The sequence below is a fragment of the Nonomuraea sp. ATR24 genome, assembly GCF_041950485.1.
Taxonomy (GTDB): Bacteria; Actinomycetota; Actinomycetes; order Streptosporangiales; family Streptosporangiaceae; genus Nonomuraea; species Nonomuraea ceibae.
The window spans coordinates 173,518-194,994 of record NZ_JBGNUU010000014.1 but is presented as its reverse complement, the minus strand read 5'-3'; the positions used below and the strand labels follow the sequence as shown (position 1 = coordinate 194,994).

20 protein-coding genes and 3 tRNA genes are annotated in these 21,477 nt (G+C 72.7%); 14 read left to right on the top strand and 9 right to left on the bottom strand.

Annotated features, from left to right (window positions below; genetic code table 11):
- Positions 1-16: 16 nt before the first annotated feature.
- From ACBI99_RS30520 to ACBI99_RS30510, 3 genes are all read left to right on the top strand, one after another.
- Positions 17-697: a GntR family transcriptional regulator gene (locus ACBI99_RS30520; RefSeq protein WP_375074079.1), complete on the top strand. Its 681-nt coding sequence runs from the start codon at positions 17-19 to the stop codon at positions 695-697.
- Between the two features lie 9 nt (positions 698-706).
- Positions 707-1,129 (top strand): DUF2203 domain-containing protein, encoded by a 423-nt coding sequence (locus ACBI99_RS30515; protein WP_219509767.1) that lies wholly within the window; start codon positions 707-709, stop codon positions 1,127-1,129.
- A gap of 101 nt (positions 1,130-1,230) precedes the next feature.
- Positions 1,231-1,830, top strand: coding sequence for a hypothetical protein (locus ACBI99_RS30510; RefSeq protein ID WP_375074078.1), 600 nt, complete (start codon positions 1,231-1,233; stop codon positions 1,828-1,830).
- Positions 1,831-1,913: 83 nt separating this feature from the next.
- Here the strand turns inward: ACBI99_RS30510 and ACBI99_RS30505 are convergent, their stop codons facing one another.
- Positions 1,914-2,684 carry a VOC family protein gene (locus ACBI99_RS30505; RefSeq protein WP_357587627.1) on the bottom strand — a complete coding sequence of 257 codons (771 nt, stop codon included), beginning with the start codon at positions 2,682-2,684 and terminating at the stop codon, positions 1,914-1,916.
- A gap of 141 nt (positions 2,685-2,825) precedes the next feature.
- On the opposite strand from ACBI99_RS30505, the gene ACBI99_RS30500 reads away from it, so the two are divergent.
- Complete coding sequence (locus ACBI99_RS30500; protein WP_375074077.1) at positions 2,826-3,446, top strand: alpha-ketoglutarate-dependent dioxygenase AlkB; 621 nt, start codon at positions 2,826-2,828, stop codon at positions 3,444-3,446.
- 42 nt (positions 3,447-3,488) lie between these two features.
- Here the strand turns inward: ACBI99_RS30500 and ACBI99_RS30495 are convergent, their stop codons facing one another.
- The 6 genes from ACBI99_RS30495 to ACBI99_RS30470 form a co-directional block, all read right to left on the bottom strand.
- The gene (locus tag ACBI99_RS30495) at positions 3,489-4,601 is read right to left on the bottom strand and encodes a WD40/YVTN/BNR-like repeat-containing protein (RefSeq protein ID WP_375074076.1); all 1,113 of its coding nucleotides are present in this window, start codon (positions 4,599-4,601) and stop codon (positions 3,489-3,491) included.
- A gap of 282 nt (positions 4,602-4,883) precedes the next feature.
- Positions 4,884-5,627 (bottom strand): hypothetical protein, encoded by a 744-nt coding sequence (locus ACBI99_RS30490; protein ID WP_357587623.1) that lies wholly within the window; start codon positions 5,625-5,627, stop codon positions 4,884-4,886.
- Between the two features lie 134 nt (positions 5,628-5,761).
- Positions 5,762-5,836, bottom strand: a tRNA-Val gene (locus tag ACBI99_RS30485).
- Position 5,837: 1 nt separating this feature from the next.
- Positions 5,838-5,911, bottom strand: a tRNA-Cys gene (locus ACBI99_RS30480).
- Positions 5,912-5,928: 17 nt separating this feature from the next.
- Positions 5,929-6,000 (bottom strand) — tRNA-Gly (locus ACBI99_RS30475).
- A 46-nt stretch (positions 6,001-6,046) separates the two neighbouring features.
- Positions 6,047-6,685, bottom strand: a complete 639-nt coding sequence (locus ACBI99_RS30470) for an ACT domain-containing protein (RefSeq protein ID WP_357587621.1) — start codon at positions 6,683-6,685, stop codon at positions 6,047-6,049.
- Positions 6,686-6,767: 82 nt separating this feature from the next.
- Between ACBI99_RS30470 and dusB the strand changes: the two genes are divergently transcribed.
- Positions 6,768-7,877 (top strand): tRNA dihydrouridine synthase DusB, encoded by a 1,110-nt coding sequence (gene dusB, locus ACBI99_RS30465; protein ID WP_364168575.1) that lies wholly within the window; start codon positions 6,768-6,770, stop codon positions 7,875-7,877.
- Positions 7,878-7,929: 52 nt separating this feature from the next.
- Here the strand turns inward: dusB and ACBI99_RS30460 are convergent, their stop codons facing one another.
- Positions 7,930-8,718 carry a phytanoyl-CoA dioxygenase family protein gene (locus ACBI99_RS30460; protein ID WP_375074075.1) on the bottom strand — a complete coding sequence of 263 codons (789 nt, stop codon included), beginning with the start codon at positions 8,716-8,718 and terminating at the stop codon, positions 7,930-7,932.
- Positions 8,719-8,759: 41 nt separating this feature from the next.
- Between ACBI99_RS30460 and ACBI99_RS30455 the strand changes: the two genes are divergently transcribed.
- Positions 8,760-9,932, top strand: coding sequence for a helix-turn-helix domain-containing protein (locus ACBI99_RS30455; RefSeq protein WP_375074074.1), 1,173 nt, complete (start codon positions 8,760-8,762; stop codon positions 9,930-9,932).
- 63 nt (positions 9,933-9,995) lie between these two features.
- Here the strand turns inward: ACBI99_RS30455 and ACBI99_RS30450 are convergent, their stop codons facing one another.
- A complete protein-coding gene (locus ACBI99_RS30450) occupies positions 9,996-11,150 on the bottom strand; it encodes an ROK family transcriptional regulator (RefSeq protein ID WP_219519355.1) in 1,155 nt (384 codons plus the stop codon).
- Between the two features lie 166 nt (positions 11,151-11,316).
- Between ACBI99_RS30450 and ACBI99_RS30445 the strand changes: the two genes are divergently transcribed.
- Genes ACBI99_RS30445 through ACBI99_RS30410 form a run of 8 tightly spaced genes read left to right on the top strand, consistent with a single transcriptional unit; the run spans position 11,317 to position 21,375 of the window.
- Positions 11,317-12,624: a glycoside hydrolase family 36 protein gene (locus tag ACBI99_RS30445; protein ID WP_375074073.1), complete on the top strand. Its 1,308-nt coding sequence runs from the start codon at positions 11,317-11,319 to the stop codon at positions 12,622-12,624.
- Positions 12,621-13,496, top strand: a complete 876-nt coding sequence (locus ACBI99_RS30440; RefSeq protein WP_375074072.1) for a carbohydrate ABC transporter permease — start codon at positions 12,621-12,623, stop codon at positions 13,494-13,496. Before ACBI99_RS30445 ends, ACBI99_RS30440 begins: the two co-directional genes overlap by 4 nt.
- 7 nt (positions 13,497-13,503) lie before the next feature.
- Positions 13,504-14,313, top strand: a complete 810-nt coding sequence (locus tag ACBI99_RS30435; RefSeq protein ID WP_375074071.1) for a carbohydrate ABC transporter permease — start codon at positions 13,504-13,506, stop codon at positions 14,311-14,313.
- Positions 14,314-14,325: 12 nt separating this feature from the next.
- Complete coding sequence (locus ACBI99_RS30430; protein ID WP_375074070.1) at positions 14,326-15,642, top strand: ABC transporter substrate-binding protein; 1,317 nt, start codon at positions 14,326-14,328, stop codon at positions 15,640-15,642.
- 15 nt (positions 15,643-15,657) lie between these two features.
- Positions 15,658-17,202 carry an alkaline phosphatase gene (locus ACBI99_RS30425; RefSeq protein ID WP_219519367.1) on the top strand — a complete coding sequence of 515 codons (1,545 nt, stop codon included), beginning with the start codon at positions 15,658-15,660 and terminating at the stop codon, positions 17,200-17,202.
- A 10-nt stretch (positions 17,203-17,212) separates the two neighbouring features.
- Positions 17,213-19,159, top strand: coding sequence for an NPCBM/NEW2 domain-containing protein (locus ACBI99_RS30420; RefSeq protein ID WP_375074069.1), 1,947 nt, complete (start codon positions 17,213-17,215; stop codon positions 19,157-19,159).
- A gap of 13 nt (positions 19,160-19,172) precedes the next feature.
- A complete protein-coding gene (locus ACBI99_RS30415; RefSeq protein ID WP_375074068.1) occupies positions 19,173-20,777 on the top strand; it encodes a beta-N-acetylhexosaminidase in 1,605 nt (534 codons plus the stop codon).
- 28 nt (positions 20,778-20,805) lie between these two features.
- Positions 20,806-21,375, top strand: a complete 570-nt coding sequence (locus ACBI99_RS30410) for a hypothetical protein (RefSeq protein ID WP_219519214.1) — start codon at positions 20,806-20,808, stop codon at positions 21,373-21,375.
- The last annotated feature ends 102 nt before the right edge of the window (positions 21,376-21,477 follow it).

The following is a 21,477-nucleotide window of genomic DNA, read 5'->3' as shown; positions in this document are numbered from 1 at the left end:
TGATTTCCTGTTGCCTGTGGACGAAGCTCTCGTGGATCTCGTACGGGACCGGTCCCGCCTCGGGCGCAGCAGCACCGCCGAGCGCGTCGCCGACATCCTGCGCGACCGCATCATCGAGGGCATGTTCAAGCCCGGCGACCGGCTGTCGGAGGAGACGATCTGCGAGCGGCTGGAGGTGTCGCGCAACACGCTGCGCGAGGCGTTCCGGCTGCTCGGTCACGAGCGGCTGCTGGAGCACCGGCTCAACCGCGGGGTGTTCGTGCGCGTCCTGTCGGCCGACGACGTGGCCGACCTCTACCGGGTGCGCCGGGTGCTCGAAGGGGCCGCCGTGCGGCGCGAGCCGACCGCCCGGGCGCTCGCCGTCATCCGCGAGGCGGTCGCCGACGCCGAACGGGCCGCCGCCACCGGTGACTGGCACGCGGTCGGCACCGCCAACATCCGCTTCCACCAGGCCCTGGTGACCCTCAACGACAGCCCCAGGCTGGACGAGGCCATGCGGCAACTGCTGGCCGAGCTGCGCCTCGTCTTCCATGTCATGGAGAACCCCCGCGCCTTCCACGAGCCGTTCGTGGCGCGCAACCGCGAGCTGCTCGGCCTCATCGAGGCCGGTGAGCCGGACCGCGCCGCCGCCTGCCTCGACGCCTACCTCGACGACGCCGAACAGCTCCTCGTCCACGCCTACGAGCCCAGCCGATAGCGTTCCGGCATGGAACACGGCAGCGAGTACGGCGGCGCGTACGGCAGCGAGCCCGGCAGGGCGCACGGCGGCGAACGGACCTTCACCCCCGGCGAGGCCCGGGCCCTGATGCCGGCCATCCTGCGCGAGGCCGCCACCCTGGTCGCCGCCCGCGCCGACCTGGCCGAGATCGCCTTCGACCGCCGGACGACCGGCTCCTCACCCCTCGGCGGCGTGCCCGAGCTCAAGGCCGTCGAGGCCCGCATCGAGGAGATCGTCAGCACCTGGACCGGGCGCGGGCTGGAGGTCAAGGGCATCGCGCCCGTCCTGCTCGACTTCCCCGCCGAGCTCGACGGCGTCTCGGTACGGCTGTGCTGGATCGAGGGCGAGCCGGAACTGCGCTGGTACCACCGCACCGACCTGGGCTTCGCCGGGCGGCGCCCGCTGCCGTAGAGGCTGGGCACAGGAACTGTGCAGTCGTGGCCAACGACGTGCCGGGGGGCCGTCCGGCAACCTGATCTCCGTCTGACCCCCGTCTTTCAGGAGAGCAGAACATGTCCTCGATCAGCAGGATCGCCACGATCGCGATGGCCGCCGTGGCGCTGGCCGGCGGCACCGCCCTCACGGCGCCCCCGGCCCAGGCCGCGAGCTGGAACTGCCATGCCTCGTGGAACGAGAAGAGCTTCAACCTCCCCGGCAAGCCGGACATGACCGTGTGGGCGCGCTCGTGCGTCTACAAGGACGGCAACACCCGGCGGGCCCGCATCGAGCTCAGGTGGGACCAGGCCGAACCGGTCTACGGGGAGAGCTTCGACAAGTTCGCCGTCCAGGTGCGCCTCGAACGCGACGACACGGTCATCACCTCAGGGTGGTGCGAGTTCAAGCAGACACTCAACGACAACCCCGACGGCTTCGGCTCGTGCACCTCCCGGTACGTGACCAGCAGCGCCCAGTACGGCTGGACCGGCGACGGCAAGGTCGTCTACAACATCAACAACGACGGCAACGGCGACTACACCTGGAACCTGCACGGCTCCGGGGAGGTCAAGATCGCCCCCAACGGACTGGAGGTCGGTGACGAGCCGGAGCCGGAGCCGCTGCCCGACCCCGCCGACACGCCCGAGCCCGCCGACACGTCCGAGCCCGTGCTGTGACGAGCCCCCCGCCCCGGGCCGGGGACCGCTAAAAGGGGCGCGGGGGATTCCATCGCCCTAGCCAGCTGTGGCGGTTGACCCCGTCAGGCCGCCGCGCTGGTGATGACCGCGAACCGGGCGCCGTGCGGATCGGTCAGGAAGGCCATCCGGCCCACGCCCTCGATGTCCGTCGCCGCCTCCGCCACGGTGCCGCCCAGCTCCTGACACCGGGCGACGGTCGCGTCGCAGTCGGGCACCTCGAAGTAGAGCAGCCAGTGCGGCCGGCCGCCGTCACGCAGCTCGACGAGGCCGGCCATCGCCGTGTCGGCCTGGTCGCCCTCGGCCGGCGAGGCCACCGGGTAGGTGTAGTCGCCCATCGGCATGTCCTCGAACCGCCAGCCGAACACCGTCCGGTAGAAGCCGCGCATGCCCTCGACGTCGGGCGTGTAGAGCTCCACCCAGCCGAGCGAGCCGGGGTCGGTGACCAGGTCGAGCCCGCGCAGGCCGCCCGGCTCCCACAGCGCGAACTCCGCCCCGGACGGGTCGGTGAGCTGGGCGAAGCGGCCCTGCCCGCCGATGTCGCCGGGCCCGGACCGGACCGTGCCGCCCGCCTGCTCGACGGCCTTGACGGCGGCGTCGCAGTCGGTGGTGGCGAAGTAGAGCATCCAGGCGGGCGAGTCGCCCTCGTCGGTCAGCGTGCCGATCGCGGCGACGGTCTTGCCGTCGGCCCGGCACACGCCGTACTCCATGTCGGGTCCGAACGACTCGAACCGCCAGCCGAACAGGCCGGTGTAGAAGGCGGCCGTGGCCTCGAGGGCGGGGCTGCCGTAGTCGATCCAGCACGGGGTGCCCGGCAGGAACTGGGTGGTGAGCATGACGTGCTCCTTCACGCGGTGTGCATGGGTGGCCCCGTCTCCACGGCGACGCCGAATCCGAGCCTCGCACGCCCCGGCCCGCGATGCCGGGCACGACACGCAGTCGAATCTTTGTTTGAACAATAACGTACACTCGACGCCATGAGCGCGGTATTCCAGGCATCTCTGCTCGGCATGGACGAGGAGCTCGGGCTCGGCCCGCTCGGCTCGACGGTCCGCCGCACCGATCTCGGCCGCGGCGCGTGGCTCGACGTGCGTCCCGGCTGGCTGTCGGGGGCCGACCTGCTGTTCGAGCGGCTGGCCGAGCGGGTGCCGTGGCGGGCCGAGCGGCGCCGGATGTACGACCGGGTGGTCGACGTGCCCCGGCTGCTGAAGTTCTACGAGGAGGGCGAGACGCTGCCCGACCCGGTGCTCGCCGACGCCATGCGGGCGCTCGACGAGCACTACGCGGCCGACCCGTTCCGCACCGCCGGCCTGTGCTTCTACCGCGACGGGCGCGACAGCGTGGCCTGGCACGGCGACACGATCGGCCGGGGCGCGACCGAGGACACGATGGTGGCGATCCTCTCGGTCGGCAGCCCGCGGCCGCTGATGCTGCGCCCGCGCGGCGGCGGCCCCTCCCTGCGCCACGACCTCGGCCACGGCGACCTCGTCGTCATGGGCGGCAGCTGCCAGCGCACCTGGGAGCACGCCGTGCCCAAGACCACCCGCGCGACCGGGCCGCGGATCAGCGTCCAGTTCCGCCCGCGCGGCGTCCGCTGACCGGCCGGCTGGCTGCGCCGAGCGGCCGTTGACCGACCGGGGCTAACGGTGGCCGAGTTTGAGCCGGGCGACCCGGCCCTGCTCCCCGGCGGCCCAGCACGACAGGTCGCGGGTGCACGACACCGTGTCGTACGAGCCGGTGTCGAACGTCCGCCACGTCCGCCCGCCGGTGTAGGTGATGTCGCTGCCGGTGGGCCCGACCGCGACGGCCGCGAACGGCAGGTGGGGCAGCCACGTCACCCCCGACCTGTAGGCGGGCGGCGGCGTCGAGGCGGTCCGCCAGGTGCGCCCGCCGTCCCGCGTCACCGCGCCCGCGCTGGGCGAGGGCTCGCCCGGACGGTAGTCGCCGCCCACCGCGAGCCCGTGGCGGGGGTCGCGGAAGGCCAGCGCGAACACGCCGCGCGCCGGGTCGCCCGCCGGGATCGGCGTGTCCGCCACGGTCCAGGTGCGGCCCCGGTCGCGCGAGTGGAAGACGCGCGCCCGCTCGGCCCCGCCGGCGGCCAGCCACACGTCCCGGCCGCCGGCCGTCACCAGGCACTGCCCGCTCGCCGCGAACCCCGCCTCGCCCGGCAGCGCCGGCGGCATCCCGTCGGCGGGCAGCACCTGCCAGCTCCGCCCGCCGTCCTCGGTCGCCAGGATGCGGAACCGGCCGTCGACCGGGTCGCTCATCGCCAGCCCGCGCCGCCGGTCGAAGAACGTCACGCAGTCGTAGAACGCCTGCGGCTCGTCGTTCCTGAACGTCTCGGTCCAGGTACGGCCGCCGTCCTCGGTCCGGTAGATCCGCGAGTCGGCGCCCGCGCCGATCGACAGCACCACGGCCCGGTGCGCGTCGAACGCCTCCACGTCCCGGAACTGCAGCGCGCCGGTGCCGGGCGGTGACACGTTCTCCCAGCTCCGGCCGCCGTCGACGGTGCGCAGCACGGTGCCTTCCGAGCCGGAGGCCCACACCACGTCCCGGCTCACCGGCGCGAGGCCGCGCAGCCGCGCGGTCACGCCGGTCTCCTTCAGCTCCCAGCCCGGCAGCTCCCAGCCCGGCGCTTCCCCGCCCGGCGCTTCCCCACCTGCGGACGGGACCACGGCGTGGACGGGCGCGGGCGCGGCGGCGAGCACGCAGGCGGCGGCCGACAGGGCGCTGATCGCGAAACGAAGCCTCATGCCGCGCAAACTAACCCAAAGGATCACAGCCGTCCATGCCTCGAGTCAGAAAGAACGCGCGCCCCGCCCGCCTCGGCGGTGACGCCGCCGCCATCATCGGACCCGCCCACCGACGGCGGCTGGGTGTGGCCGGGTGTGGCCGGGTGGGCCGGGTGCGGCCCGGTGCGCCCGGGTGTGGCCGGGTGTCGCCGGGTGAGGCCCGGTGTGGCCCGATGCGGCCGGGTGTGGCCGGGTGAGGCCCGGTGTGGCCTAGTGCAGCCTGGGGCGGCCCGGTGCGGCTGGTCAGGCGACGGCCGCCACCAGGTGGCGCAGGACGCGGCGGGTCTTCGACTCCTCACCCGAGCTGATCTCGACGCCGTGGCCCCGGACCAGCTCCTCCAGCGACGCCTGCGCGGCGACGGCGCTCTCCGGGGAGACGCGCAGCGACAGCTCCAGGAAGTCGAGCTCGTCGCCGACCACCCACCGCTCGGCCAGCGCGGTGAGCTTGCGGCCGGACGCGTCGAGCTCCAGCGGCCCCCAGCGGGTAGCCTCGACCGGTGGCAGCAGCCGCAGGGTGCGCAGGTTGACGTGCAGGCCCGCGCACGTCCTGAGGAAGCGTTCCTGCTTGTCGGTGAACAGCCCCTTGATCGACCGGTTGCCCGTGTAGACGGCCTCGATTCGTTCCGGCGACCGGCGCGCGGTGCACGAGGCGGTGAGCACCTTGCGCGGCCCGGACCAGTCGGCCTCCAGCTTGAACTCCCATCCGTCGCCGTCGGTCGCGCCGAGCCAGTAGTCGTTGAGCTGCGAGCGCCGGCAGGGGCGCAGCTTGATGGTGGAGTCGCTCTTGCGGTTGCCGGTGTCGCGCACCCGCAGCACCACGCCGGCGTCGAGCAGCGGGGTGCCGGGGGCGAGCCCGTCGGCGGTGTCCTCGCAGAAGTAGATCTTCAGATCCTGCCCGTCGTCCGGCTCCAGCCCGAACGCGCGCATGGCCGCCCGGACCCGGGGGCCGTCAACCGTTAACTTGATCTCCACTGTGTTGGGTCGCATGCATGCAACAATCCCCCTCCACCGCGCGCTGACACCGCCGTGCGCCTCACTGAGAGGTCCGAAACATCGGAGGTCTGGTCGCTCGCGGCGACGATCCCGCTCCCGGGAGCCCGCATGACCGGGCATGAACATGATGGTGGACGATACTGGGATTGAACCAGTGACCTCTTCCGTGTCAGGGAAGCGCTCTCCCGCTGAGCTAATCGTCCTTGGAGGTGGAGACGGGATTTGAACCCGTGTGGACGGCTTTGCAGGCCGCTGCCTCGCCTCTCGGCCACTCCACCAGGAGAGTAGAACTCCGAGCGGAAGACGGGATTCGAACCCGCGACCCTCACCTTGGCAAGGTGATGCTCTACCACTGAGCCACTTCCGCGTTGCCCGCCCAACTCTAGCGGGTTTTCCGAGCGGATGCTCACCCGTCAGCTCTTGCGGAGCTGACGGGCGACGCTGCGCTCGGTCGCCGGCAGGCTGAGGAAGATCTCCAGGATGCGCGTGAGGCGGTGGACCTCGGTGCGATGGAACGCCGGGCCCTCGGAGCGGGCCAGCATCAGCGTCAGGGCCAGCGGCGGCAGCGGCGCGTGGATGAGGTGCGGGCCGCCGTCGAGCGTGACCGCCGTGGGACGGGCCGGGATGAGCTCCGGGAGCGTGATCTCCTGCGGGGCGCGCCAGCTCGCGTAGACGACGCCGCGCTCGGTGGCCGTCGCCGCCCAGTCGGCGCTGAACAGCACCGGCAGCGAGTCGACGAGCGTGGTCAGCGCCCGGTCGCCCGCCGTGGTGATGTACTTCAGGATCTCCAGCTCGGGATAGGTGCCCGGGGCCTCGCGGGTGGTCCAGACGCCCTCGACCGTCACGTCCGCGACCGACTCCAGGCTCTCACGGAGCTCCGGCTTGGAGATGTCCTCGGGACAGAAGAGGGTCAGGTCGTCGACGGCCATGCCCGCGCCCCTGTCGAGAACCGTCACCTGGGTGATGTCCGCCCCCGCGGAGCCCAGGACCGTGGTGATCTGCGCGAGCGAACCCGGCTTGTCGGGCAGCGCCAGGCGGACTCGAAGAAGCATCCATCACTCCCCACGCGAGATGCCGTGTCACAGACTATCCGCGAATACCGCTCCCGGCCCGACCTGCGCTACAACTGACGGGATGAAGATTGGGCCCATCGGGGTGTGGCCGCCCGTCGTGCTGGCGCCGATGGCGGGCATCACCAACGCGCCGTTCCGGGTGCTCTGCCGCGAGCAGGGCGCCGGGCTGTTCGTGTGCGAGATGATCACGACGCGGGCGCTGGTCGAGCGCAACCCCAAGACGCTGCGCATGATCAGGTTCGCGGAGTCGGAGAAGCCCAGGAGCATCCAGCTGTACGGGGTCGACCCGGCGATCGTCGGCCGGGCGGTCCGGATGATCGCCGAAGAGGACCTGGCCGACCACGTCGACCTCAACTTCGGCTGCCCGGTGCCCAAGGTGACCAGGCGCGGCGGCGGCTCCGCCCTGCCGTACAAGCGCAACCTGCTGCGGCGCATCCTGCGCGAGGCCGTCGCCGGGGCGGGCGCGCTGCCCGTCACGATGAAGATGCGCAAGGGCATCGACGACGACCACCTCACCTACCTCGACGCCGGCCGCATCGCCGTCGAGGAGGGCGTCGCCGCCATCGCCCTGCACGCCCGCACCGCCCGCCAGCACTACGGCGGCGTCGCCGACTGGGACGCCATCGCCCGCCTCAAGGAGGCCGTGCCCGAGATCCCCGTGCTCGGCAACGGCGACATCTGGTGCGCCGACGACGCCCTGCGCATGGTCGCCCGCACCGGCTGCGACGGCGTCGTCGTCGGCCGCGGCTGCCTGGGACGGCCGTGGCTGTTCAAGGACCTGGAGAACGCCTTCCGCGGCAGCGCCGAACGCACCCGGCCCACCCTCGGCGAGGTGGCCGCCGTGATGGCCCGCCACGCCGAAGGGCTCACCACCTGCTTCGACATCGAGCGCTACGCGATCGCCGACTTCCGCAAGCACGTCGGCTGGTATCTCAAGGGCTTCACCGTCGGCGCAGAGCTGCGCCGCGAGCTCGCCACCGCCGAGTCGCTCGACGGGCTGCGCGCGAGCCTCGCCAAGCTCGACCACGACCAGCCGTGGCCGCCCAACACCGACACCCCGCGCGGCAAGTCCGGCGAACGCACCAAGGTCCAGCTGCCCGACGGCTGGCTCGACGACCCCTGGGACACCGTCGTCCCCGAGGACGCCGAGTCCGATCACTCCGGCGGCTGACCCGGCCCCCGGCCGGCCCGGCTCCGACTGGCCCGGCTCCGACTGGCCCTCGCTAGTGCGGGCCCGCGGGCGTGCCCGCCTCGGTGCCGCACGGGCCGCCGCCCGTGGCCGCCTCCAGCGTGACCGGCTCGCCCGACATGGTGAGCGTCGGGTAGTAGGCGGCGATCCGCTCCGCCGAACGGCCGACGTAATGGCAGATGAAGCTGCGGCGGAACCGGTCGGCCGTGCTGTTCGGCTCCGAGCCGTGCACCAGGCTGCCGTTGAAGAACAGCACGTCACCCGGCTCCATGTCGACCGGCACGCGCTCCAGGCCGGGGGGCGGCGGCACGTACTCCCTGGTGAAGGAGACGTCGTGGTCCGCCTCCTCCGGGCAGAACAGGTCCATCAGGTGCGTGCCGGGCACCACCTCCAGGCCGCCGTTCGCGCGGTCCACCCGGTCCAGCGCCACCCACGCCGCCACGCACGTGCCCGGCTCGACCCGCAGATAGAAGTTGTCCTGGTGCAGCGCCTGGCCGCGGGCGCCCGGCGGCTTGAAGTAGAACATGCTCTGGGCTGCTATCGGCTCCTCGCCCAGCAGGTCCGCCAGGATGGCGCCGATGCGCGCGTCCAGCAGGTAGCGCAGCGCCACGTCGTTCACCTGGTGCGGGTGCATCACGCGGGGATAGTCGCGCAGGATGTCGTACGGGCCGCCGGGCTCCTGCGGCGTCGGCGTGAAATGCCCGGGAATGGGGCCCGCGGCGTGCAGCGCCATGAACTCGTCACGCAGCTCCGCCACCTCCTCCGGAGCCAGCAGCGCGGGGACGATGACGAAGCCCCGGTCGTGGAAGTCGTTGAGGTTCATGCCGTTCACGCTAGGCGGCGAGGGCGTGCGAGGGTATGACGGTGACCGCTGACGACATGACTGTTCCTGCTGCCGAGCTGATCGTCCTCGGACACTACGACCAGCCGCCCGGCTACGCCACCCGCCGGGCCTCCGGGGCGCCCAGCTGGCTGCTCATGTGGACCCAGGCGGGGGAGGGGCTCGTCGAGCAGGGCGGCGCGGCGCTGCGTGCCGGGCCCGGGTCGCTGGTGGTGCTCGCGTCGGGGGAGCCGCACCACTACCGGGTGGCGCCCGGGGCCCGGCGGTGGCGCTTCTGGTGGGTGCACTTCCAGCCGCGCCCGTCGTGGACCGGCTGGCTGGCGCCCCACGCCCTCGCGCCGGGCTGCCACCTGGTCGCCGACGTCCCCGAGGCGGTACGCGACCGCATCGACGCCGCCTTCCGTCGCGCCCTGCACGACGCCCGCTGGCTCCCCCCGGCCTCCTACGCGCCGGCCCCTGCTGCGCCCCAGGAAGGACCCCGGAGCCCGTACGACCCCAAGGACCCCGCCCCGACGCTGACGGACGCACCAACGGCGGCCGGCGAGACGGCGCTGCGTGAGGCGATGGGCGGCGGGACGCGCCCGGCCGAAGCGCGGGGGGCGGTGGAGCGCGTGAGCGCCGCTCCCGCTCCGGAGGGCGCACCCGAGGAGAGCGGTGGGACGGCGGCGGGCGCACCCGGGGGGAGCGGTGGGACGGCGGCGGGCGCACCCGGGGGGAGCGGTGGGACGGCGGCCGCTGGCTGGGCGGGCGAGACGGCGGCCGGGGAGGTGGCGGTGGTGGCGGGGGTGGGGGCGGCGCGGGAGTTGGTGATGGGGGCGGTGGAGGAGGTGCTGGTCGTGGCGACCGCGTCGGTGCGGGCCGGGGAGGAGGGCGGCGACGGGCGGGTGCGGCGGGCGCTGGCGTTGATCGCGGCCGAGCCGGGGGCGCCGCACACCGTGGGGTCGCTGGCGCGGGCCGTCGCGCTGTCGCCGTCGCGGTTCGCGCACCTGTTCGCGGAGGAGACGGGGCGGTCGCCGATGCGGGCGGTGCGGGAGGCTCGGCTGCGGCATGCGGCGATGCTGCTGGAGGCGACGGACCTGGACGTGGGCCGGGTGGCGGCGGCGTCGGGCTTCGTCAGCCCGTTCCACTTCAGCCGCGCCTTCCGCAGGGAGCACGGGGTGCCGCCGCGCGCCTACCGGGCCCGCGTGCGGGGATGAGCGGCGCACCGCCGCGCCGACCGGACGGCGTGCGGCGGCCGGCGCCGCGCGCGGGTGGGCGGGTCAGCGGGAGAGGGGGAGGGGGCCGGCCTCGGGGGTGAAGAAGCGGCGTTCGACGTGCTCGACGGCGTAGTCGATGGCGCCGACCACCACGCATTCGTCGCCGAGCGTGGAGGCGCGGATCTCGGGGGTGCGGATGCAGCGGCGTTCGAGGCGGTCGCGGAGGGGGCCGAGGAGGACGTCGGCGGAGCGGGAGAAGCCGCCGCCGAGGACGACGACCTGGGGGTCGAGGAGGAGGACCATGGCGGCGGTGCCGACGGCGAGGTCGTCGAGGTAGCGGCCGACGGCTTCGAGGGCGACGGGGTCGCCGTCGCGGGCGGCGGCGAGGGTGTGGCCGGCGGCGTCCTCGGGCGGGGTGCCGGGCGGCACGGCGGCGCTGGTGTTGAGGTGGTCGGGGGCGTCGAACCAGCGGGCCTCGGGCAGCATGGCGATCTCGCCGGCGGCGGCGCCGAAGCCGCGGTGGACCTTGCCGTCGATGATGAGCCCGGTGCCCATGCGCCTGCCGACGTGCAGGAAGACGACGTCGCGGGCGTCGCGGGCGACGCCGCGGCGGGCTTCGGCCAGGGCGGCGAGGCGGCTGTCGTTCTCGACGAGGATCTCGCACGGGAACATCTCCCGCAGGCGGCCGGCCAGGTCGAGGCCGGTCCAGGCGGGGACGGCGGCCGAGAAGGAGATGCGGCCGTCGGGGCTGATCACGCCGGTGGTGCCGGCGGCGAGGACCCACAGGTCGTCGGGGGTGCGGCGGCTGAGGGTCAGGCAGCCGGAGACGGCGCGTTCGATGGCGTCGAGGCGTTCGTCGAGGGGGGCGTCGGGCTCGACCGGCTGCCGGGTCTCGGCGAGCACGCGGCCGTCGAGGTCGGACAGGGCGGCGCGGACGTTGTGGCCGCCTATGTCGACGCCGACGAGGTGGCCGTTCTCGGCGCGGAAGCGGTAGCGGCGCGCGGGGCGGCCCATGGTGCCGGGGCTGGGCGGCACCTCCTCCACCCAGCCGAGGGAGCTGAGCTCGTCGACGACCTCCTTGGTGGAGGGGCGGGAGAGCCCGGTCCGTTCGGCGAGGGCGGAGAGGGTGAGCGGGCCGGTCTCGCGCAGCGCCCGGATCGCGGTCAGCGAGTTGAGCTGCCTGAGCCGGGACAGGTCGCCGCCGCGTAGGTCTGCCAACGCCCCGTCCTTATGTAGGTCTCCTTTGTATGCGCCGATTATGCCAGCCGCCGGGCAACAGCAAGACCATCAAGAACCCCCACATGACCCGGTAATCCACCATTGACCCACAGAACTCAACACTGCTACTAATGAAGCGCTCCTTCGTAAGTGAGATGAGGTTCGAGTGTCTTTCGCAGACATCGGCGAGGTCGCGTGCGCGCCGGAGAAGGCCCGGGTGTTCGAGCACGGCTGGCAGTCGTGGAGCCCCACCGGCGCGTACCGGCTGGACGACACCCCTCCCCGCCCGGCCGACGGCAACATCCAGACCCTCTGTTACCGCCCCGGGACGCCGGTCCCCGCCGGCTCGTTCCAGGGCGAGGGCCTGCTCGCCGTCGACCCGGGCGACGGCGGCCCGGTCGAGCTGTGGTCGGCGCCCGGCCCGCTCGCCGTGCCCTCCATCCGGGCGCGGCCGGTGGACGGCCGGCTGGTGATCTCCGCCGACGGACCCGTACGGCACGAACGCGTCGAGGGCGGCCTGGACCGCGCGCTGCGCCACTGGGCCGACAGCCTGGCCCCGGGCCGCGCCTTCCCGGCGGTGCCGCCGATGTGGTGCACCTGGTACGGCTACTTCGACAAGGTCACCGAGGCCGACGTGCTGGAGAACCTGGCGCTGGCCGCCGAGCACGAGCTCGGCGCGGACATGTTCCTCATCGACGACGGCTACGAGGCGGGCATCGGCGACTGGCTCGACCCCAGGCCGGGCTTCGGCTCGCTGGAGCGGGCCGTCGGCGAGATCACCGCGACCGGCGCCCGCGCCGGGATCTGGACCGCGCCGTTCCTCGCCGGGCACGACAGCCGCCTGTTCCGCGAGCACCCCGACTGGCTCGTCGGCGGAGCGCACGCCGGGCACATGTGGGACCAGGACCTGGCCGTGCTCGACGTCACCCACCCCGACGCGGCCGCGTACCTGGTGGGGGTCTTCGCGCGGTTCGCGGAGATCGGCATCAGCCACTTCAAGCTCGACTACCTCTACGCCGGCGCGCTCGCCGGCCGCAGACACGACGCCGGCCTCGACCCGATCGCCGCCTACCGGCGCGGCCTGGAGCTCGTCCGCGAGGGCGCCGGCCCGGACGCCACCCTGCACGGGTGCGGCGCGCCGATGCTGCCGAGCATCGGCCTGGTCGACATCATGCGCGTCAGCCCCGACATCGCGCCCACGCTGCATCCGAGGAAGGGCGACATCAGCCAGCCGTCGCAGCTCGGCGCCAGGCTGACCGGCGCGGCCCGCGAGTTCCTGCACGCCCGCTGGTGGGTCAACGACCCCGACTGCCTCATCGTCCGCCCCGAGGTGGAGGCGCGCGAGGAGTGGGCCGCGCACGTCGGCGCGACCGGCGGGCTGCGCGGCTCCAGCGACCCGATCGCCGCCCTGGACGCGTGGGGCCTGGAGACCACCCGGCGGATCATGAGGCCCACCAGCACGGAGCCGTCGTGAGGCGCCGCGGCTCCTGGTACGCCTACCTGTTCGTCGGGCCGAGCCTGCTGGGCGTGGTGGCGTTCCTGCTGCTGCCCGTGGTCATCGTCCTGGTCCTCAGCTTCTTCGACTGGGAGCTGCTGTCGGACCCGTCGTTCGCGGGCCTGGACAACTACGCCCGGCTGCTCGGCGACGGCGAGGCGTGGCACTCGCTCTGGGTGACGGTGCTGTACGTGGCGCTGTGCGTGCCGTTGCAGACGGTGATCGCCCTGGGCGCCGCCATGCTGCTCAACCAGCGGGTCAAGGGCGTGCGGTTCTACCGGTCGCTGTTCGTGGTGCCGTGGATGGCCACCCCGATCGTGCTCGGCCTGGTCTGGAACTGGATCTTCGACCCGCGTGACGGCGCCATCAACCGGGCGCTGTCGATGGTGGGGATCACCGGGCCCGACTGGCTGTCGGACTCGGCGTGGGCGCTGCCGGCCGTCGCCCTGGTCACCGTGTGGCAGTACAGCGGATACAACATGCTGTTCTTCCTCGCCGGGCTGCAGGGCATCCCGCAGGAGCTGTACGACGCGGCGGCCACCGACGGCGCCACCCCGCGCCAGCGGTTCTGGCGGCTGACGCTGCCGCTGCTCAACCCCACGATGTTCTTCGTCATGGTGACGAACATGATCGGCGCCTTCCAGGTGTTCGACACCGTCTACGTGATGACGAACGGCGGCCCCTCGGGCAGCACCGCCGTCCTCAACTTCACGATCTTCGAGACCGCCTTCCGGCAGTTCGACTTCGGCTACGCCTCCACGCTGTCGATGCTGCTCTTCGTGATCATCCTGGTGGTCACGCTGGTGCAGGTCAGGTTCTTCGGCAAGCGCACCACCTACGACCTGAGCTGAGAGACAGATGACGAAGCGGATCCTGCTCTACGCCGCGCTCGTGGCGGGCGCGTTCATCTCGGTCTTCCCCTACCTGCTGGTGGTGCTGACCGCGTTCAAGACCAAGGCGCAGCTCAACTCCACCGAGCCGTGGCTGCCCGGACTGCCGCCGACGCTGGACAACCTGGGCCAGATCCTCGGCGGCGACTTCCCCCGCTACATCCTCAACACGCTCGTCATGACCGTGCTGCTGACGCTGGGCCAGCTCGCGTTCACCACGTTCGCCGCCTACGCCTTCGCCCGGCTGAACTTCCGCGGCAGGGACGTGCTCTTCTGGCTGTACGTGGCCACGATGATGGTGCCGAGCGCGGTGACGATGATCCCGCTGTTCCTCATCATGCGCGAGCTCGACCTGGTCAACACCTGGTACGGGCTGCTGGCCCCGTACATCCTGGGCACCCCGTACGGCATCTTCCTGATGCGGCAGTTCTTCAAGGGGCTGCCCGCCGGGCTGGAGGAGGCCGCGCGGATCGACGGCGCGGGGCCGCTGACGGTGCTGGTGCGCATCCTGCTGCCGCTGTGCAAGCCCGCGATCGGCACGCTGACGATCATCACGGTGATCTCGTCGTGGAACAGCTTCCTGTGGCCCCTGATCATCACCAGCGGCGACGGCACCAAGGTCATCACGGTGGCCATCGCCGCGCTCAAGGTCGGCATCGGCGTCGACCACAACCTCATGATGGCCGGCGGCCTGATCGCTCTCGTCCCCATGGTGGCGATCTTCATTTTCTTCCAGAAGTACATCGTCCGGTCGGTCGTCCTCACCGGCCTCAAGTAGGAGAGCCCCATCATGCGAACCCCCCGAACCCGCCAGGCCGCCCTGCTGGCCGCCGCCGCCCTGCTCACCCTGACCGCCTGCGGCTCCGGCGACGCCGGTGGCGGCGACGGCGGCGGCGGCGAGAAGGTCACGCTCACCTACCGGCTCTGGGACGAGCAGCAGAAGGCCGGCTACGAGAAGGTCATGGCCGCCTTCGAGAAGGCCAACCCGACCATCGACGTGCAGATCGAGCTGCTGCCCTACGACCAGTACTGGACCAAGCTGACCGCCGACGCCGTGGCGGGCAGCGCGCCCGACGTGTTCTGGATGACCCCCACCCAGTTCCCCGAGTACGTCACCAAGGGCGTGCTCGCCGAGGTCAAGGTCGACGCCTCCAAGTACCACCCGACCGTCGTCGGCTCCTTCACCTACGAGGGCAAGCTGTACGGCGTCCCGAAGGACTGGGGCACCGTCGGCCTGCTCTACAACAAGGACCTGTTCAAGAAGGCCGGCGTCGAGATGCCGGACAAGCTCACCTGGAGCCCCGACGGCGGCGGCACCCTCCTGGAGGTCGCCCGCAAGCTGACCGTCGACGAGGCCGGCAAGCACCCCGGCGAGGACGGCTTCGACCCGGGCAAGGTCAAGACGTACGGGTTCGGCTCCTGGAACCACTACCAGACCCAGTGGATGAACTGGGTGAACTCCAACGGCGGCAAGCTCCTGGAAAAGCCGTTCGGCAAGTACACCTTCAACGACGAGGCGTCGGTCCAGGCCCTGCAGTGGGGCGTCGACCTGGTCAACAAGCACCACGTGTCGCCGCCCGCCAGCCAGACGAACCCGCCCACCGGCAAGATCACCGACATGTTCACCGCCGGTGAGGTGGCGATGTTCCCGGCCAACAACGCGCTGCTGCCGTTCGTCGCGCCGGGCGCCGGGTTCGAGATGGGCGTCGCGCTCATGCCGGAGGGCCCGCAGGGCCGCTCGGTCAACCTCAACGGCCTGTCGGAGGCCGTCTACGCCAAGAGCGAGCACCCCAAGGAGGCCATGAAGCTGGCCGCCTACCTCGGCACCGAGGAGCCGCAGAAGCTCATGGCCGACGGCGGCTACGTCTTCCCCGCGATCAACGGCCTCGCCCAGGGCTACGTCGACTACTGGAAGGCCAAGGGCCTGGACGTCTCCCCGTTCCTGGAGGAGGCCGAGGGCACGACCTTCCCGCTGCCGGTCACGACCGGCTTCACCGGGTTCGAGACCAAGCTGAACCAGATCTTCAACGAGATGTACCTCGGCAAGCTCACCCCCAAGCAGGCCGCGGACCAGGCGGTCGCCGAGGGCAACGCCACCATCGAGTAGGGAGCCCCCCACCCCATGATCACCCGGCGTGCGTTGTTCGCCGGGGGCGCGAGCGTGGGCCTCGCCGCCGCACTGGGCCCCGGCCCGGTGCGCGCGGCGGCCGCTCGCACCCCCCTGTCCGACCCCTTCCAGCTCGGCGTCGCCTCCGGCGAGCCCGCCTCCGACGGCGTGGTGCTCTGGACGCGGCTCGCCCCCGATCCCCTCGCCCTCGACGGCTTCGGCGGCATGCCGTCCCGTCCCGTCCCCGTCCAGTGGCAGGTCGCCAAGGACGAGAACTTCAAGCACGTGGTGCGGCACGGCGTCGAGATCGCCCGCCGCGAGGAGGCGCACAGCGTCCACGTGGAGCTCGACGGCCTCGACTCCGGCGCCGAGTACTTCTACCGCTTCCGCACCGGCGGCGAGATCTCCGAGACCGGCCGCACCGTCACCGCCCCGGCCCCCGGCGGGCGCAGCCGCGACCTGAACCTGTCGTTCACCTCCTGCGCCGACTACCAGAGCGGCTGGTTCACCCCGTACCGCAGGATGGCCGAGGACCAGCCCGACCTGATCGCCTTCCTCGGCGACTACATCTACGAGTACGGCGACTACAAGTACCCCGTCCGCGACCAGGCCGGCGGCGAGTGCCTGGACCTGGCCGGCTACCGGCTGCGCCACGCCCAGCACAAGGCCGACCCGGAGCTGCGCATGGCCCACGCGATCGCCCCCTGGGTGGTGGTGTGGGACGACCACGACATCGAGAACGGCTGGGCCGGCGACGTCCCCGAGCAGCCCGACCCGCCCTTCCTCAAGCGCCGCGCCGAGGCCTTCCAGGCGTACTACGAGAACATGCCGCTGCGGCGCGCCCAGCGGCCGGACGGGTCGTCGCTGCGCCTGCACCGCTCGATCCGCTGGGGCGCCGTGGCCAACCTGCACCTGCTCGACACCCGCCAGTACCGCGACCTGTACGCGTGCACCGGCCGCAGCGGCACCGTCGGCCCCGACTGCGCGGAACGTTTCGCGCCCAACCGCACCATCCTCGGGCAGGAGCAGGAGGCCTGGCTCGACGGCGAGCTGAAGGGCTCGCGGGCCACCTGGGACCTGCTCGGCCAGCAGGTCTTCATGATGGAGATGGACTGGACGAACGGCGAGGGGAAGGGCTACTCCAACGAGGGCTGGGACGGCTACGTCGCCTCCCGCGACCGCCTGGCCGCCGCCGTCGACACGTACGGGCGCAACGCCGTCGTGCTCACCGGCGACGTGCACTCCCACTGGGCGGGCGAGATCAAGCGCGACTACCGCGACCCGGAGTCGAAGTCCGTCGCCGTCGAGCTCGTCACCACGTCGGTCACCAGCGCGGGCAACGGCATGGACGAGTATCCCGACACGCGGAACCTGCTCGCCGAGAACCCGCACGTCAAGTTCTTCAACGGCCGCCGCGGCTACGTCCGCACCCGCATCAGCGAGCGCGAGATGAAGGTCGACTTCCGCTCGCTGTCGCGCGTGACCGAGCCGTACGCCCCGGCCTACACCTCCGGCTCCTTCGTCATCGAGCCGGGCACCCCCGCACTCAACCCGACCTGACGGGACCCCCATGCGCACCGCACCGGCCGCCCTCGCGGCGGTCCTCCTCACCATGCTCTCCGTCCCCTTACCCGCCGCCGCCCAGGCCCCCGCGGCGGGGCCGCCGATGGGCTGGAGCAGCCGCTCGCTCGGCTGCTCGGTCTCCGAGACGTCCGTCAGGGCCGCCGCCGACGCGCTCGCCCCGCTCGCGCCGCTCGGCTACCGGTACGTCATCCTCGACGGCTGCTGGCTGGCCCCGCAGCGCTCCGGCGGCGCGCTGGCCGCCGACCCGGCCCGCTTCCCCTCCGGGATCGAGGCCCTGGCCGCGTACGTGCGCGGCAAGGGGCTCGACCTGGGCGTGAGCCTGTCGGCGGGCGCCAAGGCGTGCGCCGGCGGCGGCCCGGGCTCCTACGGCTCCGAGGCCGCCGACGCCGCCCAGGTCAAGGCGTGGGGCGTCGGCTACGTCAAGTACGACTGGTGCGACATCCCCAAGGCCGACTTCCCCGGCCAGAACGTCGAGCGGATCGCCCGGACGCTCTACCCGCGCATGCGCCAGGCGCTCGGCGACGGCGTCGTGTTCGCGATGAACAACGAGGACGGCAGCACCGTCCCGTGGCTGTGGGGCAAGGAGGCCGGGGCCACCACCTGGCGGACCAACGTCTTCAACCGGCCCATCGCCGACAGCTACGCGACCATGGTCGACATCTGGGAGTTCAACCAGCTGCGCGCCGAGTACGCGGGCGCGGGAAGCTGGGCCGACCCCGACCTCATCCAGGCCGGGCTCGGCGGCATGACCGCCACCGAGTACCGCGCCCAGTTCTCCCTGTGGGCGATCGGCGCTGCCCCGCTGATCCTCCAGGCCGACCCGGCCAGGGCGCCGCGCGAGATCGTCGCCGACCCTGAGGTGATCACCGTCGCCCGGGACCCGCTCGGCGCGCACGGCGCCCTGGCCCGCTCCGACGGCTGGTACCACGTGCTGGTCAAGCCGCTGGCGGGCGGCGACCGGGCGATCGTGCTGTTCAACGAGAGCGACCGGGCCGCGACGATCTCCACGGACCTCGGCCCCGGCCGCCACCGGATCGAGGACCTGTGGACCGGCGCGGTGACCGGCAGCACCGGCGAGCTGGCCGCCCAGGTCCCCGCGCACGGCGCCGCCATGTACCGGGTGTCGGACGGCCGCGCCGGTACGCCGCTGGTCACGTTCGAGGTCGACCCAGCCGCGCTCGGCGACGACCGGCCCTCCGTGCTGGAGCCCGGCGCGACCGGCGAGATCGTCACCCGGGTGGTCAACACCGGCGCCACCGGCGCGCTGCGCGACCTGACCGTGACGCTGGCCGTACCCGAGGGGTGGCGGGCCGAGGCGCGCACGCCCGCCGCCACCGGCAGGCTGCGCGGCGGCGAGACGTTCGCCGTCACCTGGGCCGTCACCCCGCCCGGCGGCGCGGCGCTCACCGAGCACCGGCTCGCCGCCGTCGCCGCCTTCGCCGGCGGCCGGGTGCCGGGCGAGGCGGTCGTCAGGGTCGCGCGCGCTCCGGGCGCCGGCACCACCCACCTCAGCGACCTGACCTGGACGGCGGCCAAGAACCACTTCGGCCCCGTCGAGAAGGACGCCAGCAACGGCGAGCGCGCCGCCGGCGACGGCCGCCCGCTCACCATCGAGGGCGTCCGGTACGCCAAGGGGCTCGGCGCGCACGCGCCCGCCGAGATCGAGTACTACACCGCGGGCCGCTGCGCCACGGTCCGGTTCCTGGGCGGCGTCGACGACGAGGTCGGCCAGGCCGGCTCGGCCCGCTTCGAGGTGTGGGCCGACGGCGGGCGCGTCGCCGCCTCCGAGCTCGTCACCGGCGCCGACCCGGCCGTCGAGGTCACCGCCTCCGTCGAGGGCGCCCGCCACGTGCGGCTGGTCGCCACCAACGGCGGCGACAACGCCTACTCCGACCACGTCGACTTCGCCGACGCCACCGTCACCTGTCACTAGGGGGAAACCGTTCATGATCGTGCCCAAGCCCGTCCACTGCCAGGTCCTGCCGGGACGCTTCGTCCTCGGCCCGGACACCGCGCTCGCCGCCGATCCGGCGCTGCGCGCGGCGGCCGCCTGGCTGCGGAGCGAGATCGGCCCCGTGACCGGCGGCGACCTGCCGCCCGCCGCTCCGGGGCCGGGCACGATCACGCTCGCCCTGGCCGACCTGCCGCCCGAGGCGTACCGGCTGACCGTCGGCGAGGACGGCGTCCGGATCGCCGCGGGCGGCCCCGCCGGGGCGTTCTACGCGGCGCAGACGCTCAGGCAGCTCATGCCCCCGGCCGCCTTCCGCAAGGCCGGGCCCGGCGGCGAGCTGGAGATCAGGGCCGCCCACGTCGAGGACGAGCCGCGCTTCGGCTGGCGCGGCTGCCTCCTCGACGTGGCCCGGCATTTCATGACCAAGCAGGACCTGCTGAGGTTCGTCGACCTGATGGCCCTGCACAAGCTCAACGTGCTCCACCTGCACCTGACCGACGACCAGGGCTGGCGGGTGGAGATCCGCCGCCACCCCCGGCTCACCGAGGTCGGCGCCTGGCGCACGCAGAGCCAGACCGGCTGGAACGGGCCGTTCGACGGCCGCCCGCACGGCGGCTACTACACCCAGGACGACATCAGGGAGATCGTCGCCTACGCCGGGCAGCGCAACATCACCGTCGTCCCCGAGATCGACCTGCCCGGACACACCCAGGCCGCCATCGCCGCCTACCCCGAGCTCGGCAACCTGGACACGCCGCTGGAGGTGCGCACCGGCTGGGGCATCGGCACGAACGTGCTCAACGCCGAGGAGAGCACGATCCGGTTCTTCGAGGACGTCTTCGACGAGGTCCTGGAGCTGTTCCCGAGCCCGTACGTGTGCGTCGGCGGCGACGAGTGCCCCAAGCAGCAGTGGCGTGACAGCCCCGCCGCCCAGGCCCGCATCCGCGAGCTCGGCCTGGCCGGGGAGGAGGAGCTGCAGAGCTGGTACATCCACCGCTTCGACACCTACCTGAGCGCCCGCGGGCGGCGGCTCGTCGGCTGGGACGAGATCCTCGAAGGCGGGCTCGCGCCCGGCGCGGTCGTCGCCTCCTGGCGCGGCGACCTCGGCGCGGTCACCGCCGCCAGGAACGGCCACGACGTGATCAGCACCCCCAACACGTCGGTCTACTTCGACTACCGGCAGGGGCCGGGCGAGGACGAGCCGGTCCCGTTCGGCACCGTGCTCACGCTGGAGGACGTCTACGCCTTCGAGCCGATCCCCGCCGAGCTGCGCGGCGAGCCCGCCGCCGAGCGGGTGCTGGGCTCGCAGTGCGCCGTGTGGACCGAGCTCATCGACTCGCCGCGGCAGGTCGACTACATGGCCTTCCCGAGGCTGGCGGCCTTCGCCGAGACCGTGTGGAGCCCCGCCGACCGGGACCTGCCGGACTTCCGCCAGAGGCTGGCCGCCCACCTGGAACGGCTGGACGCGATCGGCGTGGAGTACAGGCGCGAGAGCGGGCCGCTGCCCTGGCAGACCCGCCCCGGCGTGCCGGGCAGGCCGGAGACCGTCGACGGCTGGCAGTCGCAGCTCGACGCCTGGACGGCCAACCTGCGCCGCTAGACGTCAGGCGTTCGTACAATCTTGCCTCATGGTCTCCATTGTGGCGTTAACCGCCGCCCTCGCCCTGGGCATCCCCGGCGGCTTCATGCTGTACGAGAAGGACGCGGCCAAGCACGACCCGAACCCCGAGCACAGCTGGCAGGTCAGCGGCAGGACGAGCGCCCGGCTGGTCGTCAACCCGTGCCAGAAGGCCACGCTCGGCCGCGCCGGGCGCACCGCCGCCAAGACGCTCACCTACACGGCCGTGCCCGACTACTCCAAGTCCGAGCAGGTCATCCTCTACGGCTCGGCGGGGGCGGCGAAGAAGGCCGTGCGCGACCTGCGCGCGGCCGTGCGCGCCTGCGGCACCGCCGACTACCGCTACTCCTACCGTCCCGTACGGCTCGGAGACGAGGGCGTCTCGATCACCGGCCAGGCGTACCAGAGCAAGAAGCCGGCCATCGGCGGCGAGCGGGCCGTCGTGACGCGCCGCGCCAACGCGCTGATCGTCTACACGGTGTCGGGGGAGTGGGGCAAGCCCGCCGCCGCCGACTTCAAGCAGCAGACGAAGGACGCCAAGCGGATGCTCGGGAAGATTTGCCGCATCGCCGCCTGCTGACGGGAAATGTCCCGATCTTGAGACATTGTCATGACGCGTTGCCGAAGTACGCGACCGGAGAATAAGAGAACAGGCGTGTGCCGGAGCGCCCTTGCCAGTCCG

Bases quoted from the DNA above. Each gene is read 5' to 3' on its own strand.
- ACBI99_RS30505 (WP_357587627.1), bottom strand. From the start codon at position 2,684: ATGCTCACCACCCAGTTCCTGCCGGGCACCCCGTGCTGGATCGACTAC.
- ACBI99_RS30470 (WP_357587621.1), bottom strand. From the start codon at position 6,685: ATGCTTCTTCGAGTCCGCCTGGCGCTGCCCGACAAGCCGGGTTCGCTC.
- ACBI99_RS30430 (WP_375074070.1), top strand. From the start codon at position 14,326: ATGCGAACCCCCCGAACCCGCCAGGCCGCCCTGCTGGCCGCCGCCGCC.
- ACBI99_RS30515 (WP_219509767.1), top strand. From the start codon at position 707: ATGGAACACGGCAGCGAGTACGGCGGCGCGTACGGCAGCGAGCCCGGC.
- ACBI99_RS30500 (WP_375074077.1), top strand. From the start codon at position 2,826: ATGAGCGCGGTATTCCAGGCATCTCTGCTCGGCATGGACGAGGAGCTC.
- ACBI99_RS30435 (WP_375074071.1), top strand. From the start codon at position 13,504: ATGACGAAGCGGATCCTGCTCTACGCCGCGCTCGTGGCGGGCGCGTTC.
- ACBI99_RS30490 (WP_357587623.1), bottom strand. From the start codon at position 5,627: ATGCGACCCAACACAGTGGAGATCAAGTTAACGGTTGACGGCCCCCGG.
- ACBI99_RS30460 (WP_375074075.1), bottom strand. From the start codon at position 8,718: ATGAACCTCAACGACTTCCACGACCGGGGCTTCGTCATCGTCCCCGCG.
- ACBI99_RS30420 (WP_375074069.1), top strand. From the start codon at position 17,213: ATGCGCACCGCACCGGCCGCCCTCGCGGCGGTCCTCCTCACCATGCTC.
- ACBI99_RS30425 (WP_219519367.1), top strand. From the start codon at position 15,658: ATGATCACCCGGCGTGCGTTGTTCGCCGGGGGCGCGAGCGTGGGCCTC.
- ACBI99_RS30415 (WP_375074068.1), top strand. From the start codon at position 19,173: ATGATCGTGCCCAAGCCCGTCCACTGCCAGGTCCTGCCGGGACGCTTC.
- dusB (WP_364168575.1), top strand. From the start codon at position 6,768: ATGAAGATTGGGCCCATCGGGGTGTGGCCGCCCGTCGTGCTGGCGCCG.
- ACBI99_RS30410 (WP_219519214.1), top strand. From the start codon at position 20,806: ATGGTCTCCATTGTGGCGTTAACCGCCGCCCTCGCCCTGGGCATCCCC.
- ACBI99_RS30510 (WP_375074078.1), top strand. From the start codon at position 1,231: ATGTCCTCGATCAGCAGGATCGCCACGATCGCGATGGCCGCCGTGGCG.
- ACBI99_RS30495 (WP_375074076.1), bottom strand. From the start codon at position 4,601: ATGAGGCTTCGTTTCGCGATCAGCGCCCTGTCGGCCGCCGCCTGCGTG.